The sequence below is a fragment of the Glycomyces tritici genome (assembly GCF_030403505.1).
The window spans coordinates 425,593-440,732 of record NZ_JAUEMJ010000004.1 but is presented as its reverse complement, the minus strand read 5'-3'; the positions used below and the strand labels follow the sequence as shown (position 1 = coordinate 440,732).

The 15,140-nt window shown below is 68.7% G+C and carries 14 protein-coding genes and 2 tRNA genes; 9 read left to right on the top strand and 7 right to left on the bottom strand.

Annotated elements, in window-relative coordinates:
- Positions 1–29: 29 nt before the first annotated feature.
- Positions 30–782 carry an NUDIX hydrolase gene (locus tag QWI33_RS16055; RefSeq protein ID WP_289958152.1) on the top strand — a complete coding sequence of 251 codons (753 nt, stop codon included), beginning with the start codon at positions 30–32 and terminating at the stop codon, positions 780–782.
- Between the two features lie 120 nt (positions 783–902).
- Here QWI33_RS16055 and mshD read toward each other — a convergent pair whose 3' ends face one another.
- The 3 genes from mshD to QWI33_RS16040 form a co-directional block, all read right to left on the bottom strand.
- Positions 903–1,838 (bottom strand): mycothiol synthase, encoded by a 936-nt coding sequence (gene mshD / locus QWI33_RS16050; protein ID WP_289958151.1) that lies wholly within the window; start codon positions 1,836–1,838, stop codon positions 903–905.
- Between the two features lie 363 nt (positions 1,839–2,201).
- A tRNA-Ser gene (locus QWI33_RS16045) sits at positions 2,202–2,290 on the bottom strand.
- A 39-nt stretch (positions 2,291–2,329) separates the two neighbouring features.
- Positions 2,330–3,211, bottom strand: coding sequence for an IucA/IucC family C-terminal-domain containing protein (locus tag QWI33_RS16040; RefSeq protein ID WP_289958150.1), 882 nt, complete (start codon positions 3,209–3,211; stop codon positions 2,330–2,332).
- Between the two features lie 288 nt (positions 3,212–3,499).
- Between QWI33_RS16040 and QWI33_RS16035 the strand changes: the two genes are divergently transcribed.
- From QWI33_RS16035 to QWI33_RS16005, 7 genes are all read left to right on the top strand, one after another.
- Positions 3,500–4,294 carry a CPBP family intramembrane glutamic endopeptidase gene (locus QWI33_RS16035; RefSeq protein WP_289958149.1) on the top strand — a complete coding sequence of 265 codons (795 nt, stop codon included), beginning with the start codon at positions 3,500–3,502 and terminating at the stop codon, positions 4,292–4,294.
- Between the two features lie 75 nt (positions 4,295–4,369).
- A tRNA-Ser gene (locus QWI33_RS16030) sits at positions 4,370–4,460 on the top strand.
- A 298-nt stretch (positions 4,461–4,758) separates the two neighbouring features.
- Positions 4,759–6,030, top strand: coding sequence for a PP2C family protein-serine/threonine phosphatase (locus QWI33_RS16025; protein WP_353895476.1), 1,272 nt, complete (start codon positions 4,759–4,761; stop codon positions 6,028–6,030).
- Positions 6,031–6,665: 635 nt separating this feature from the next.
- Positions 6,666–7,433, top strand: a complete 768-nt coding sequence (locus QWI33_RS16020; protein WP_289958148.1) for a hypothetical protein — start codon at positions 6,666–6,668, stop codon at positions 7,431–7,433.
- A gap of 303 nt (positions 7,434–7,736) precedes the next feature.
- Entirely contained in the window at positions 7,737–8,168 is a 432-nt protein-coding gene (locus tag QWI33_RS16015) for an SRPBCC domain-containing protein (protein ID WP_289958147.1), read from the top strand.
- Complete coding sequence (locus tag QWI33_RS16010; protein ID WP_289958146.1) at positions 8,158–8,505, top strand: ArsR/SmtB family transcription factor; 348 nt, start codon at positions 8,158–8,160, stop codon at positions 8,503–8,505. Before QWI33_RS16015 ends, QWI33_RS16010 begins: the two co-directional genes overlap by 11 nt.
- Complete coding sequence (locus QWI33_RS16005; protein WP_289958145.1) at positions 8,502–8,882, top strand: VOC family protein; 381 nt, start codon at positions 8,502–8,504, stop codon at positions 8,880–8,882. The genes QWI33_RS16010 and QWI33_RS16005 overlap by 4 nt, the downstream gene beginning before the upstream one ends.
- A gap of 212 nt (positions 8,883–9,094) precedes the next feature.
- On the opposite strand, the gene QWI33_RS16000 is transcribed toward QWI33_RS16005, so the two are convergent.
- A complete protein-coding gene (locus QWI33_RS16000; protein WP_289958144.1) occupies positions 9,095–9,433 on the bottom strand; it encodes a cupin domain-containing protein in 339 nt (112 codons plus the stop codon).
- Positions 9,434–9,839: 406 nt separating this feature from the next.
- Here QWI33_RS16000 and QWI33_RS15995 point away from each other — a divergent pair, with 406 nt between their 5' ends.
- On the top strand, positions 9,840–10,538 hold the full coding sequence (locus QWI33_RS15995) for a 2,3-bisphosphoglycerate-dependent phosphoglycerate mutase (protein WP_289958143.1): 699 nt from the start codon (positions 9,840–9,842) through the stop codon (positions 10,536–10,538).
- A 131-nt stretch (positions 10,539–10,669) separates the two neighbouring features.
- Here QWI33_RS15995 and QWI33_RS15990 read toward each other — a convergent pair whose 3' ends face one another.
- From QWI33_RS15990 to QWI33_RS15980, 3 genes are all read right to left on the bottom strand, one after another.
- Positions 10,670–11,992 (bottom strand): extracellular catalytic domain type 1 short-chain-length polyhydroxyalkanoate depolymerase, encoded by a 1,323-nt coding sequence (locus tag QWI33_RS15990; RefSeq protein ID WP_289958142.1) that lies wholly within the window; start codon positions 11,990–11,992, stop codon positions 10,670–10,672.
- Between the two features lie 134 nt (positions 11,993–12,126).
- Positions 12,127–13,206: a polysaccharide deacetylase family protein gene (locus QWI33_RS15985; RefSeq protein WP_289958141.1), complete on the bottom strand. Its 1,080-nt coding sequence runs from the start codon at positions 13,204–13,206 to the stop codon at positions 12,127–12,129.
- A 296-nt stretch (positions 13,207–13,502) separates the two neighbouring features.
- The gene (locus QWI33_RS15980; RefSeq protein WP_353895495.1) at positions 13,503–14,987 is read right to left on the bottom strand and encodes an alkaline phosphatase D family protein; all 1,485 of its coding nucleotides are present in this window, start codon (positions 14,985–14,987) and stop codon (positions 13,503–13,505) included.
- Positions 14,988–15,140 lie beyond the last annotated feature (153 nt).

The window sequence follows — 15,140 nt, the reverse complement described above, 5'->3', positions numbered from 1 at the left end:
ATCGCACCGTCTTGGGTTAGCGTGAGGGCATGTCCATCCAGCGCTTCGGGAAATGGGACTTCAGAGCGGTCGACTCGGCGTCGGCCGCTCGCGCTCTCGCCCGCCTCCGCAAGCAGGGCGCCCCCGCCGAGCCCGAGCGCGCCGCCGCCGTCGTCCTCCTCCGCGAGGCCCCGCTGCGGGTGTTCCTGCTGCGGCACGCGGCGAAGGAGCCGTTCGGGCTCCCGACGATCGGCCCCGCCGAGACGCTCCAGGTGCGCGAGCGGTGGTCGCACCTCGACGTCGACCACTACGAGAACGCCATGAACGGGCCCCGAGGCGCCCAGTACGGCTTCCCGGGGGGCCGGCACAAGCCCGACGACCCTGACGTGGCCATGACGGGCCTGCGGTCCGTGGAGGAGGAGACCGGCGCGATGGTCGCCCTGCAGCGCGCCTGGGCGCGCTGGGTGACCCCTGAGTACGAGCCGGTGCGGTTCGACTCGTGGATATATGTGGCGACGCTCGCCGAGGGCTTCCAGCCGCGCATCCGGGTGCGCGAGCCGGAGTACGCGACGTGGATCGGGCCGGAGCAGGCGGTGTGCCAGTACGGTGGCCAGATGTCGATCCCGGAGGCGACCACGCTGGCCGAGCTCGCGCGGTACTCCACGGTGGGTGAGGTGTTCGCCGCCGCCGAGCAGCGCGACATGTCGCCGATCCTGCCGCGGGTCGCGGTCGACGGCGAGGACGCCCGCCTGGTGCTGCCGGGCGAAGAGGGCTACCCGGCGGACGCGCTCGCTTCGGCTTGACAAGGGCGCATGTCCGTCATTACGGAAATGTCCTTGTCGAAGGCCCCCTTGCAAACCAACGTACCCGCGCGGTCGGACACTGCGTAGTCGATCATTCACGCGAGCCTCGCTCGCTTCCGCTCAGCGCAGGCGCTTCGCCCACTGCACGTCGGTGCGCACGACGTCGAACCCCTGCGAGCGGTACAGCTTGACCGCCTTGGTGTTCGACTCGTCGGCGTAGAGTTCGACCTGCTTGATCCCATGCGCCGCAAGGTGGGCGAGCCCGGCGAGGGTGAGGGTCCGGCCAAGGCCGGTGCCCTGCGCGCGGGGGTCGACGCCGAGGACGTAGACCTCGCCGATGCCGTCCTCCACTTTGGTCCAGTGGAAGCCGAGCAGTCCCTGTTCATCCTCTGCCACCAGCAGACCGTCGGGGTCGAACCAGGTCTCCTGCTCGCGCGCGGCGAGATCCGCTGCGGTCCAGCGGCCCTGCTCGGGATGGGCGGCGAACGCCGCCGCGTTCACCCGCAGCCACTCGGCCTCGTCGCGGCCGACCCTGAAGGGCCGCAACCGCACCCCTTCAGGCAGGGTTGCGGCCGGGCCGTCGCCGACCGGCCAGTTCCGGCCGATGCCCTCCGGCCACGCCGCGGGCCAAGCGAAACCGTCGAGGTCGCGCGAGAACTGGAACAGCACGCGGTCCCGCGTGAAGCCGTGCTTCGCTGCGAACCGCTGCGAAACGGGCAGATCGCCGTGCGCCCACATTCGCAATACCGTGATGTCCGCCTCAATCCAATCCAGGACGTTGAGGAGCAACCGGTGCCCGACACCCTTGCCGCGATGCGACGGATCGACGGCCATCTCTGCCTCGGCGACGTCGCCGATCTTCTCCACCCCCGCGTAGGCGATGACCGTTTCGCCTAGGCGCACAACGAAATGCCGCCGATGGCGTTCGGGGTGGCGGGACAGTGCGAGCGTCGTCTGCTCGTTGAACGGGGCGATGCCGTCCGCCTCCTCGCTGCGGTGCGCCATCGTAACGATTCTGTGAATATCCCGACCCGGAAGTGAAGCATGTTGCGCCATGGGGTTACCCTAATCGTGGACTCAGCACCGTGCCGGGGTGCTGAGTCCTTTTTCATGCCCTGAGCACGACAAGACCCCCACGCGCACAGCAGTGGCCGGGGGTCTGTGCGATCGATTGCTGGCGCGAATGCACCGTTCGCCGGAATTGCCGCGAACGATCGGCGGCAGGTGGCGGAGAGGGACCTCGCAGGATTCCCATGCTTCGTCAGACGTTCCTCGGCCGGTTCGGTCTCGGTGTCGCCTACCGGAATCCGACCGGACGCCCGGCCTGACCGGTCGGTTCGGCCGGACCGCACCCATAGCACGCCAAACGGCCCTTGGCCGAGGAATTCCCTGGTCAAGAGCCGAACTCGCTGATGGTTGCGGAGAGGGTGGGATTCGAACCCACGGTGAGCTTTGACACCCACGGCGGTTTTCAAGACCGCTGCACTAGTCCACTATGCGACCCCTCCAGGGCCCTTTGGGGCAAGCGCCAATCTACCAAACGGCCGTCAGGGCCGCTCCTGGCGCACGCAGCAGGTCGAGCAGGTGCGGTTGCCGTCGATGGTGAGCGCGAGGCAGCAGGTGCGCCGCTGGTAGACCAGCCGGCCCACTTCGTCCGTGGTGATGTCGACCAGGTCGGCGACGTCCAGCGTCTCCAGCAGCGTCTTGGCGAGCACGTCGTCGGGGTCCGGCACGACCTGCGCGATCGACGCGACCGCGTAGGCGATCCCCGAAGCGACCGAGCCCATGAGGGTGCGGCGCCCGACCCGCGCCTTGGCGAGGAACGCTTCCAGCACCGGGCCCAGGTGGTCCTCGAACACGGTGGCGCGCAAGCGGTCCAGCAGGACCGCCTCGTTCGCGACCACTTCTGCCTCGGGGTGCGCCGCACTCGGGTCGTGCGGCAGGACCAGGAACCGCGGCTGCAGCTGGCGTACCGAGAACATCGGGGCGTCCTCGGCGACGCGGAAGACCGCGTTCGAGGCGTCCATGACCGGGACGCGTCGGGCGGCGACATAGCCGAGCACGACCGGCGCGAGCGTCCAGTAGCAGTAGGTCTTCCAGGCGAGGGCCGCGTTCGCGTGGGCGGAGCCGCCCCACAGTGCGCCCGCCGTGCCCATGAGCTCCTCGACTCGCTCGCCGGCGGCCAGCTCGGCGGCGGGGAACTCGATCCCGTCTCGGGGCGCCTCACCGTCGAGCCAGGCGCGTACGCCCGCGAGCGGGTGGACGCTGACGTCGCGGTCGACCCGGTCGGCGACGGTGCGGAGCGCTTCGATCGGGTGGGGAAGCGGAGCCGGGAGGCGGTTCGGGCGCTCCACCGGGAGGGGCGCCAGGGGGCGGCGTTCGAGTGCGGTGGTGCTCAGGACATGAGCCTCCGCAATCGCGAGCCGCATAGCGTACCCCTCTCAGGTAAGGACTGGCTAACCTTACCTGATTTGCAACGACGAATGTCAAGAAACCGACAGACACCGGGCCGCGACGGGGTGTAGGAAAGCGAGGTGCCGTGAATGGTGAGCGTCGCCGAGTGGGATGAGACTCACAGCACCTCGCCTCGTTCCATGATCATCTCGAACCCCCGGGTCGACGCGTCGCACACCAAGTGCGACGGCCGATAGTCGGCACAGCCCGGGCGTGTCGACCGGTCGGCACGCGTGTTCCGCCGTTCTGGCAGGCTGGAACGCATGTCGAACCGCCCCGAGACCGCGCTCGCCGAAGCACCGGCACTGCTCGCGCCCCGCGTCATCAGGCGCGAGATCTGGATCGTCCTCGCCCTGTCCCTGGGCGCGTCCGCGATCTGGTCGATCGTCGGCATCATCGGCACCCTCACCGAACCGGGCGGCCTCGCCGACAGCGTGCAGTCCATGAACTCGGCGAAGGCCGAGGCCGAACGCCCCTGGTACGACCTCTCGCGGCAGCTCGTCAGCCTCGTCCTCGCGATGGCGCCCGTCGCGCTCGCCCTGCACCTGCTGAGCCTCGACCGCGGGAACCCCTTCCGCGCCATCGGCCTCGACACCCGCCGCCCCGCCTTCGACCTCCTCAGCGGGGCCGGCCTGGCCGCGTGCATCGGCATCCCCGGCCTCGGCCTCTACCTCACCGCCCGCGCCCTCGGATTGAACGCCGAGATCGCCGCGGCGAACCTCAACGACGTGTGGTGGGCCGTCCCGATCCTCGTCCTGGCCGCGCTCAAGAACGCGGTCATCGAGGAGGTCGTCGGCCTCGGCTACCTCGTCACGCGCCTGCGCCAGCTCGCTTGGAGCCCGCTCGCGATCATCGTCACCCATGCCGTCCTCCGCGGCACCTACCACCTCTACCAGGGCTTCGGCGGGTTCGTCGGCAACATGGTCATGGGCGCCGTCTTCGCGGTGTTCTATCTCCGCTGGAAGCGCACCGGCCCTCTGATCTGGGCCCACACCCTCCTCGACATCGCCGCCTTCGTCGGATACCTCCTGGTCGCGCCCCACGTGAGCTGGCTCTGACCGACCCGAACCCGCTTGGGCGTTCCGGGACCGGACCGGTATGCTCTGTGCTTGGTACGTGCTCCGGCGCGTCCTGGAGGATTCGCATAGTGGCCTAGTGCGCCCGCCTGCTAAGCGGGTTTCGGGTGATACCCGATCATGGGTTCAAATCCCATATCCTCCGCCACATATGCAGGTTGACCTGCGAAAACAGTAGCCGACCGGTTCTTATGAGCCGGTCGGCTTCTTGCTGTGCCGGCCCGGTGGTGACCGCTGTCGTCCTTCGCTAAGGGTGCGCGAGAGTCACAGCCTACTTAGGACGAGCATGAGGCATTGACCGTGCGTCGACTCGTCCGTCTCGCCGGCGCCGCCCCAGCCCTCCCCGAACCTCGCCTTCAGGCCAGGTCGGATTGCCGTCGGCACCGCGTTTCAAGTGCGATCAAGCGCATATCCGCAGGTGAGTGGAGGTAGCGTAACCCTGGGGGTTGAAGCTCGTGGATAGGACGCATGAGGCGCAGAGCCGGTCGGCAACAACGGACCTGGATTACGCCGCGCTCTTCGAGGCGACACCGAGCCCGTGCGCGGTGCTCGGTCCCGATCTGGTGCTCGTCGAGGTCAACCGGGCCTATCTCAAAGCCGCCGGCCGCACGCGCGAGGACCTGCTCGGGCGATACCTCTTCGACTCATTCCCGGAGAACCGGGCCGATCCCAAGACGAACGGGATGGAGAACCTGAGAGCTTCACTTGACAAGGTCCTTCAGTCGCGGGAGCCGGACACGATGGCGCTGCAGCATTGTGAAATCCCAATGGGTCGGCCCGAAGTGGCCCAGAAGCGCTGGTGGTTGCCGGTCAACACGCCGATCCTGGGCCCGGACCGCGCAGTCAAGTGGATCGTCCTTCGGATGGACGACGTGACCCCGCTCATCAAGGCCATCGCCCCCGGTGACGAGCCGTCGATCGAGAGGGCGGCAGAGGAGACCGAGCTGTACGCGCGGGCTCTCGAGCTGAACCACCTCAACCAGGAACTGCGGCTGGCCCACATGCGCGAGCATGAAATGACGGTCACCCTGCAGCGGACCATGCTGATGACGCCGGACTTCGAGCACCACGACGACGTCGCGGTGCGTTACCTGCCCGCCGATGACTCGCTGGCCGTGTCGGGGGACTGGTACGACTTGATCGACCTGCAAGACGGCCGCTTTGCGCTGACGATAGGCGACGTCGTCGGGCACGGCCTGGAGGCCGCCGCGGTCATGGGCATGCTGCGAAGTGTGGTCAACGCCGCCGCCCGCACCTTGGAGCGGCCCGCTCAAGCCTTGGAGGTCCTGGGCCTGTTCGCCCGCTCGATTGAGGGGGCCATGAACACCACATCGATCAACGCGCTGGTGGACCCCGCCAGCCGGTTGATCACCTACACCAACGCGGGGCACCCGCCCCCTGTTCTGCTGCACTCGAACGGCGAGTGCGAGCTGCTGAACCAGGCCCTCGATCCGCCGCTGGGCGCTCGCCCCCAGCACGTGCCCTGCTCGCAGGCCGGGCGTTCCTACATCCCCGGCGATACCCTCGTGCTCTATACCGACGGGTTGATCGAGCGCCGCGGGGAGGACATCGACGTGGGGCTCGACCGCCTCATCACGACGTTGGGACGCCACAGCAACCACGATCCGGAAGTACTGGCCGACGCGCTGATGTCCGACCTCGGTGTGGGCAGCGGCCTCGCACGCGACGACATCGCCTTGATCGTCGTCGGGCTGTGACCGCCGATCGGCGCTGATGCTTGCCGAGCTCTTCCTTTGGACCGACTGGCTCAGGCGGAGCGTTTGTTCCGTCTGTCCGGATCGTCGGCAGCGACGGTGTGCACGGTCACATTATCTTTGCGGCGATCTGGCCCTGCCCGAAAAGACGAGGTGAAACCCGTACCTCCGTATGCCCACCGGAGGGGACAAATCAGGTAAGACACCGAGCAAGTAGATGGTGAGCGCTCTACCGCAACTTCCTGGCGAAGGCCGCAAGGCGATCGGTTCGTCTTGTAGTGCTCGCCGATCTGGAGTGGCTTGGAAATGGCCAACATCTCCGCTCGTACCTCCGATTCTACGTTTGGCCGGTGCAGAACCGGCAGATGAATGAAGGCGCACTCGGCCTCGCCCAGGGCGCCGTCCCCTCCATCCGAACGCGGGCCAGTTCGCGGGCCAGTGGGTCGCGTCGGCGGTCCAGCATCTGGTCTGCCCGGCTAGGAGCGGTCGTAGCAAGCGTCGCCTGGTTCCTCGGGGATGCCATGACTCCTGCGGCGACACTCGCTGGACGGCTCCGTGAGACCGCGGCACCCGCCATTGAGCGAGTCGAATGCTTGATCGCTTGGTCGTCCCGGCGACTCCAGCCCTGGACCGCCCGTTTGAAGTACGTCGCCGTCGTCGTCGCCGAGTCGGCGGGACCGGTGGTCGCAGAGGCCGCCGACCTGGGAAGGCGGCTGCTCGCCAAGGTTGTCGATCGATTCGGCATGCGGGTGACCGTCATGGGCGCGGCCACCGCGATATTCATCGGTTCCACCGGCAGCGCCGCGATGGCCATCAGCGGCCTGGGCACCCAACCTGCCGTGCAGCCGCATGTCGACGTCGTGGCCGCCGAGACCGCACTCTCCGAGGAGTCCGCAGCGGCGGCCGCCGAATCGATCGCGAACGACCAGCGTGCGGCGGCGGCCGCAGCTCAAGAAGCAGCCGAGCCCGAGCCTGTCGGTGGGCTCAGCGAGCTCCAGATGGCCAACGCCGTCGCCATCATCGAGGCCGGCAAGGACGAAGGACTCGACCAGAAAGCCTGGGCGATCGCGTTGGCGACCGCCATGCAGGAGTCCAAGTTCAAGAACTACGCGAATGTCAACGTCGCGGAGTCCTACAACTACGAGTACCAGGCCGAAGGCTCTGACCACGACTCGGTAGGACTCTTTCAGCAGCGGCCCTCTTCGGGCTGGGGCAGCGTCAAAGAGCTCATGGACCCGAAGACCTCGGCTTCCAAGTTCTACGACTCGCTCAAGCGGGTCGACGACTGGAGGGACATGCCCGTCACAACGGCGGCTCAGACCGTCCAGGTCTCGGCGTTCCCGGACGCCTATGCCCAGTGGGAAGACCTGGCCTGGGACATCATCGCCTCATACAACGCCAGCTGACGTCTCGCGCGCATTGCCGAGACTGATGCGAACCGAGGGCCCCTTCTTCTGCCGCCTGCACCTGGGTGCCCCTGCTTTCCCGGCCGTCTGTCGGCGACTCGCGAACAGGCTGATGCCTCGACCCGCCCCACGTTCGCTACGGCGTAGCGGGCGCGCGCTCCGCGTCAACGGCGTACCGGAAACGACCAGCGTTCGGGTCGGCAGGCCGATCCAATGCCACAGTTGCCGGCCCCGTCGAGTTGACGCAACTCAATGGTTGCGATAGCATCGCAACCCTGAGGTTGCGATCATTGGAGGCAGGCGATGGGATTTCCGGACAGCATCGAACGCACCGTGGAGCTCGCTCATCCGCCGGACCGGGTATGGGCCGCGCTGACGACCGCCGAGGGCCTGAGCGGCTGGTTCGGGTCCGAAGCGCGGATCGATCCGCGCCCGGGCGGGTCGGGGTGGATGCGTTGGCCCGGGGGCGAGACCGCCGACCTCCGCGTGGAGCGGGCAGAGAAGGCGAAGGTCTTCGGCTTCACCTGGCCGATCACCGGACTGCCCGAGGACGACCCGCGCCGCACCTATGTCGAGTTCACCCTCGAGCCGATCGCCGCGGGCACGCTGCTTCGCGTGGTCGAGACCGGATTCGCGCAGCTCCCCGAGAGTGCGCACCGCGAGGCGTTCGAAGGCAACGTCGAAGGATGGGCGATCGAGCTCGATGAACTCGTCGCATACCTCGATGCCTCCTGACGCCGAGGCGACCGCCGAGCAGGTCTTCATCGCGCTCGCCGACCCGACCCGGCGGGCCGTGCTGACCGAGCTGGCGTCCGGCGGTCCGGCCACCGTCACCGAACTCGCCGAGCGGTTGCCGATCACGCGCCAGGCGATCGCCAAGCACCTGGCACTGCTCGCCGAGACGGGTCTGGTGACGCCGGAACCGAGGGAGGGCCGCCGCGTGCGGTACCGGTTGCATTCCGCGCCGATGAAAGTCGCGCAGCAGTTCTTGGCCGCGATGGCCCGGGACTGGGACACGCGCCTGGACGCCCTGCAAGACCATCTGGACCGAACACCGGAGGACCCGTCATGAACCCTCAGTTCCGCGGAGGCCAGAACATCGCCATGAAGCTTCCGAAAGCGAAGTTCGAGGAGACCGTCGCCTTCTACCGGGACACACTGGGGATGGAGGTGGTCGACGAGAGCGCGGCCGGCATCGCATCCGGCGTGCAGCAGTGCGCGTCCGTCCAGTTCGGGCCGGTGAAACTCTGGCTCGACCGGGTCGACAACTACGCGAGCGCCGAACTCTGGCTGGAGCTGTTCACGGACGACGTGGAACAGGCCACCGGCCATCTGGCCGAGCACGGTGTGGAGCCTCAGGACGAGCTGGAGCCACTGCCGACCGGACTGAAGGCCCACTGGATCACCAACCCGGTCGGCATCCCGCACCTCGTACGGCGCGCCGACTGAAGGGACGCGACAGGGCCGCGCAGCGCACGCAGGCTGATGCGCCCGGGCGGCCTCGGTGTCGGTGAACCGGTGGCGCAGACACCGTCTTGACGATGCAGCAGGGGTGTGCCGACGCACGACGCGCAACGGCGACTGCTGCATCAGCTACCCCGACCCCGACCTGGCCGACCCCGGCCCCGAGCATTCGAGGACGCCGATGCCGGTCCGCGGGGTCAATGCGCGGGAACCGAGACGCAGACGAGCGTGGTGTCCTCAAGCGCCTCGACCTCGCCCGGTGTCCTCTCCGGGACATGGAGGAATTCGCCGGGGCCGACCCGCACCGCGGTCTCGCCGCTGCGAATCAGCAGCCGGCCGTGCACGACCACCCACATCTCCTCATAGGGGGCGGGGAGATCGGCGCGCTCGCCGCGGCCGAAGCGGGCCGAGTACGCGCTCAGCGGGCCTCCTTCGGCCTGCTCCACCGCAGGGGTGATGGAGATCCGGCGGTCGCCGAAGCGCAGTGTTCGGTCGTTCTCCTCCGTGTCGAAAATGCGAACGAGTCCATCGGCCATGGTCGATCACCTCTCAGATCGTGTCGGTCGGTTCAGGGTGCCTTGCGGGCCGGCTAGGTCGAGGAGGCGGGGCCAGGTCCGGCAGGGGTTTCGGCCTCCCGCCCAGCGGCCGGAACCTACTGTGCTGCAGGCAGCGTCTGGAAACCAGGGACCGGCAATCGGCCATGGCGGTCGCGAGCGGAACAGAAGATGATTGAACGGCGATATCAGGAGGACGGGAAGGGCGCAGCCATGGGGTTCGAGGCCGACGGACAGCGACCGTGGTGCCGGCACCACGCGATGTGGACCTGCGGGCCGCCGTCTGCATCGAGGTCACGACGGCTCTGGGAACATCCGTGACCGTGTTGCCGATCGCCGGCGTGCGGCGTTGCGGCGCAGTCGTTCGCATCATCGAGGAGGTCGGCAGGTGACGTACCTGGCCATCGTGCGGCACGGTCAGACCGAATGGAACCGCATCGGGGTCTTCACCGGTTGGGCCGATGAAGGGCTCACCGAGCAGGGGCACCGCGACAGCAGGGCCGCCGGGATCGCTCTGGCCGAGACCGGCGTCCAGTGGGACACCGTCTACGTTTCCACGCTGCGCCGGTCGGCGGAGACCGCGGCCGTGGCGGTGGCCCAGTTCGGGCACCGCCCGGCGACGCACTTCGTCGACTGGCGCATCAACGAACGGCATGTCGGCGACCTGGAGGGCGCGCGGCGTGTCGATCTGGCTGCAGTGCACGGCGCGGACCGGGTGGCGCAGTGGCGGTGGGGCTTCGACCACCGCCCGCCGCTCATGGACGTCGACGACCCGCGCCAGGCCGTGCACCGGTCGCGCCACCCCGAGCTCGGCATGTCGATTCCCCGCGGTGAGTCGCTCGCCGATGTCATGGCGCGGGTGCGGCCGTGGCTCGCCGAAGCACGGGAAGCCGTTGCGGCGTCGGCCAACGTCGTGGCCTTCACCCACGGCACGACGTTCCGTGCCATCCGGGCGCTGGTCGAGGGCGTTGCACCGAAGGACGTGCACCGGATGCAGCCGCCCAATGGCGGTATCGCGATGTACCAGATGTCCGAGCACCGGCTGCTGCCCGTGGCGGCAGCCCCGATTGATCCGGCGGAACGCTGACGTTCGACCGTGACGAGGGCGGAGCCGACGAGGAGCCGGCGGCTGCCCGGATCGCTATGAGAGCCAGACACAGTGCCGGCAGACGTGCGTTTCAGGGGCGGCCGCGACTGTGGGCCGCGGCCGCCCGGGCTTCATCTGAGGGTCCAGCGCTGGTTGGCGCCGCCGTTGCAGGTCCAGAGGACGAGCGGAGTGCCGTTGGCGGTGGCCGCGCCGCTGGCGTCCAAGCAGAGTCCGTTGTGGACGTTGGTGATGGTGCCGTTCGCGTTCACGTTCCAGCGCTGGTTGGCGCCGCCCGAGCAGTCCCAGACCACGGCCTTGGTGCCGTTGGTCGTGCCCCAGCCCGAGGCGTCGAGGCATTTGCCGCCGACCCTCAGTTCGCCTGCGGCGGTGCGGGTGAACGCCTGGTTGGCGCGCTGGTTGCAGTCCCACAGCTGCGCCTGGGTGCCGTTCGCGGTGGCGGCGCCGGGGAGGTCGGCGCAGCGGTTGGAGGCGGCGCCGACGATCGCGGTGGTGCCCGCCTGCTGACCGGTGAGGCCGAAGAAGCGGAGGGTCTCGGTGATCGGGTGGGGGATGTTGTGGGCCTGGTCGCCCATGCTGATCGCCTCGACGAGCGCCTGGCCGCCGGTGCCGCCGTAGCGCGTGCGGGTCCAGTTCGCCTGCGGGGCGTCGGTGTAGTCGGCGACCTGGTCGGTGCCGTTCACGTTGGTCCACTGGTCGATCTGCTCTTGGAAGTTCGGGTAGCGCAGCACGTCGTCGTTGACGCCGTGCCACAACTGCATCCGCGGCCACGGCCCGGTGTAACCGGGATTGGCGTTGCGGACCGCGTCGCCCCACTGCTGCGGCGTGCGGTTGATCCGGCCCTCCGAGCACTCGGAGTTCCATTCCGAGCCGTTGCCGGTCGCGAAGCAGGTGTAGGGCACCCCGGCGAACGCCGCGCCGGCCTTGAAGACCTCGGGGTAGACCCCGAGCAGGACGTTGGTCATCATCGCGCCGGAGGAGACGCCGGCGGCGAAGACGCGGTTCCGGTCGGCCCCGTAGTTGGCGATGACATGGTCGACCATCGACTTGATGCTGACGGAGTCGCCGCCGGTGCCCGAGAGCGAGGCCTGGGACGCGACGTCGAAGCACTTGCTGGCGCGGGTCACCGAGGGGTAGATGACGATGAAGCCGTACTGGTTCGCCTGCTCGTCGAATTGCGAGCCGTTGTAGAAGTCGGGGCCGGAGCCGCCGCACCAGTGGTTGCCGACCACGATCGCGGGGTTCGCGGTGACGTTGTCGGGCACGTACAGGTACATGCCGAGGTTGCCGGGGTTGCTGCCGAAGCCGCTGATCTGGGTCAGCTGCGCGGCGTAGGCGGGTCTGGGGCCGGACAGTGCGAGGAGCGCGGCCGTGATCGCGATGATCAGGGCCAGTGCCGTCGCCGTCGTGCGGCGCCATCGGAGGGCAGCTGCCATGAAGGCTTCCTTGTCTCGAGGTGGCGGTGCAGGCCGGGCGGCCTGCGCCGTGCGTGTCGGTGTCGGAAGTGGATGGCGCGAGTGCGCCGCCCGGCCGCGGGTTCGGCGGCCCGGCCGGTGCTCGGCGCCGCCGGTCAGACGCGGGTCCACTTCTGGTTGTCGCCGCCCCAGCAGCTGTAGAGCTGGACCGGGGCGCCGTCGGAGGAGCTGTAGACGTCCAGGCACGCGTTCGCGTACCCGGCGCTGCGGATCGTCCCGTCGGAGCCGAACGTCCACTTCTGGCCCGAAGTGTTGGCGCACGCGTTGATCTGCACCTGCGTGCCGTTGCTCCCCGAGGTCGTCTCGAGGCACTTGCCGAGGACCCGCAGTTCTTGCGCCGCAGTGTAGGTGAACTGCTGGTTCGAGCCTTCGTGGCAGGTGTAGAGCTGGACCTTCGCGCCGTTGGCGGCGTTGCCGCCGGGCACGTCGATGCACTTCCCGGCCGAGTTGCTGCGCAGCATGTCGGTCCAGGTGCCGTTGCCGGAGCCGTCGGGGGCGACGGCCTTGCCGGTGGCCGGGGAGATCATCCCCGTGCACAGCCCGCGTGCGCGCAGGTCGGCGGCGATCTGCGGGATCGCGTCGAGCGTGCTCTGGTACAGGTCGTGCATGAGGACGACGCCGCCGTTCTGGACGCTGCGGACGTTCTGCACGATCTGCGCGCTGGTGGTGGCGGAGTTCCAGTCGAACGAGTCGACGGTCCAGAGGATCTCGGTGAGCCCTTGCTGGTTCGCGATGGACTTGACCGTGGCGTTGGTGGCGCCGTACGGCGGCCGGAACAGGGTCGGGGTGATGCCGGTGGCCTGCCGTATCGCCTGCTGGGCGCTGGAGATCTCCTGGGCGATCTGGGTGGTGTTCAGCTTGGTGAGGTCGGTGTGGGTCTGCGTGTGGTTGGCGATCCACATGCCCGCGTTGACTTGTGCGCGGGCGAGCGCGGGGTTGGCGGCGACCTCGCGCCCGACGTTGAACATGGTCGCCCGGAGGCCGTTGGCCGTCAGGGTGTTGAGCAGCCTGGTGGTGGTGCTCGAGCGGGGTCCGTCGTCGAAGGTCAGCGCGACGTAGCCGTTGCAGGTCTGCGCCTGTGCCGGGGCGGCGGCGACGAGCATGACGGCGGCGGTGCCGATGGCGATGACGAGGGCGGACAGGGCGGCGATGAGCGTGCTCATGCGACTTCGCATGATCGGCCTCCTTGGGGTGTCGCCAGGAGGCGCCGGGCGGCGGGTGCCGGCGGCGTCCCGGGCCTGCAATTATCCGGTCCCGATCCGCTGGAGGACAAGGGTTCCAGCCGCCAAAACATCGATATACATAAATTCATATGCGGCCGGTCGGGGAACGGGCGGCGAGTGGGAGGCGAGCGGCGGCACGTCGATCGGAGGGACGGGCCGACCGCGGTCGCCCCCGCCTCGTCCTCTATAGCGAAGCCCCGCCGGTCTGCAGGACCGGCGGGGCCGTCGGCGTTCGGCGAATAGTGCTATCAGGACGGTGTTATCGCCTGGGTGAAGAGGTCGTTGCCGTCCAGGTCCTTCAGGGTCACCTCGCACACCTCGGTCTCGGCGTCGATGAACACCTCGCCGAAGAACTGGTACCCCACGGCCGGGTTGGTGTTGGCGGCCGGCGGCGGCTTCTGGAAGACCACCTGCGGACCGAAGGTCGCGTCGAGGCGGCCGGGCCCGAACGAGCCCGCGTTCAGCGGCCCGGAGACGAACTCCCAGAACGGGTCGAAGTCCTGGAACGCGGCGCGGTCGGGGCTGTAGTGGTGGGCGGCGGTGTAGTGGACGTCGGCGGTCAGCCACACCAGGTTGCGGATGCCGCCGCGGTGGCAGTGGGCGAGGACGTCGGCGATGTCGGTCTCGCGTCCGAGCGGGGCGCCGTTGTTCCGCTGGGCGATGCCCTCGTAGATGTTGGTGCCGTCGCCGATGATCAGGCCGATCGGCAGGTCGGCGGCGATGATCTTCCACGTGGCGGTCGAGGCGGCGAGTTCGGTCTTGAGCCATTCGCGCTGCTCGTCGCCGAGGAGCCGACCGCCCTCGGGGGCGTTGTTGGCGCCGTTGGCGTCCTTGTAGGTGCGCATGTCGAGCACGAACAGGTCCATCAGCGGCCCGTAGGCGATCTTGCGGTAGATCCGCCCGTCCGGGTTGAGCCCGACCGCGCCCGGCGTGTACTCGGCGAACGCCTGGCGCGCGCGGGAGGCCAGCACGTCGACCCGCTTCTCGGTGTACTCGGGCAGGTCCAGGATCTCGCCGGGGTACCAGTTGTTGACCACTTCGTGGTCGTCCCACTGGTTCACCATCGGGACCTTCGCGAGGTAGTCGCGGAGGTTCTCGTCGATGAGGTTGTACTGGAACTGGGCCCGGAACTCCTGGAGGGTCTCGGCCACTTTGGACTTGCCCTCGGTGGTGACGTTGCGCCAGACCGTGCCGTCCGGCTGCACGACCTCGGCCTTGATCGGGTTGTCCGCGTAGATGAAGTCGCCCGAGCACAGGAAGAAGTCGGGTTCGGACGCCGCCATGGTGTCGAAGATCCGGTAGCCGCCCAGATCGGGGTTGATGCCCCAGCCCTGGCCGGCGAGGTCGCCCGACCACTGGAAGCGGATGTCGGCCGGCTCGTCCGAGGCGGTCGTGAACGAGCCCTCGAGCGGCGCCGAGCAGTGGTCGGCCGCGGCGGTGATCCGGTAGTGGTAGGTGCGGCCCGGCTGCAGCCCGTTCAGGCGGAGCTTCCCGGTGAAGTCGGTCGCCTCCGTGAGGACCGGGCCGGTGATCGTCCTGGCGTGCTTGAAGTCCGGGCGCTTCGCGAGCTCGACCCGCATCTGCGAGCTCCGGTCCGCCCGCGTCCACACGACCGCGCCGCGGTCGCCGACGTCCCCGGACTGGACGCCGTGCGTCAACTGCGGCCGGGAGGCCGCGAACGAGATCCCTGGCGTACCGAGCGCGATCGCGCTCCCGGCCCCTGCGGCCAGCATTCGACGTCGGTTCAAACGCACAGCAGTGCCCCTTTCACGTGGAGTCCGCGCCGCGGCGGCGACGCATAGCAGTACAGACGCAACCGGTTCGGAGAAAGGTTGCACCGATCAGGTCCGATCGGACAGCGCGCCCGAACGCCGGCGGTCCCGGGC